This is a genomic window from Mesorhizobium sp. M2E.F.Ca.ET.209.01.1.1, from assembly GCF_004010375.2.
Lineage (GTDB): Bacteria > Pseudomonadota > Alphaproteobacteria > Rhizobiales > Rhizobiaceae > Mesorhizobium.
The window spans coordinates 1-376 of the sequence record NZ_SADP02000389.1 but is presented as its reverse complement, the minus strand read 5'-3'; the positions used below and the strand labels follow the sequence as shown (position 1 = coordinate 376).

1 pseudogene is annotated in these 376 nt (G+C 64.9%); it reads right to left on the bottom strand.

From position 1 onward, the window contains the following. Nucleotides 1-376, bottom strand: a pseudogene (locus tag EN852_RS36120) (UDP-3-O-(3-hydroxymyristoyl)glucosamine N-acyltransferase); the annotation flags it as partial.

Below are 376 nucleotides of genomic sequence, written 5' to 3'. Positions count from 1 at the left end.
GCGAACATTGTGGGCGATCTGCACCAGATTGTCGATCTTGGTACCCTGGCCGATGATGGTATCGGACATCGCGCCGCGGTCTACAGTCGAATTGGAGCCGATCTCCACGTCGTCCTGGATGATGACGCGGCCGATCTGCGGCACCCGTTCTGGCCCCTTGGCGCCGCCGACGAAGCCGAAACCGTCCTGGCCGATCCTGGCGCCGCCATGGATGATGACGCGATTGCCGAGGAGTGCGTATTGGATGCTCGCGCCGGGCCCTATATAGCCGTCGCGGCCGATCTGGCAGGAACGGCCAACGACGGCATGCGGCGCAATGACCGTGCCGCTGCCGATGGATGCGCCCGGACCGATCACGGCGCCCGCCTCGATAATC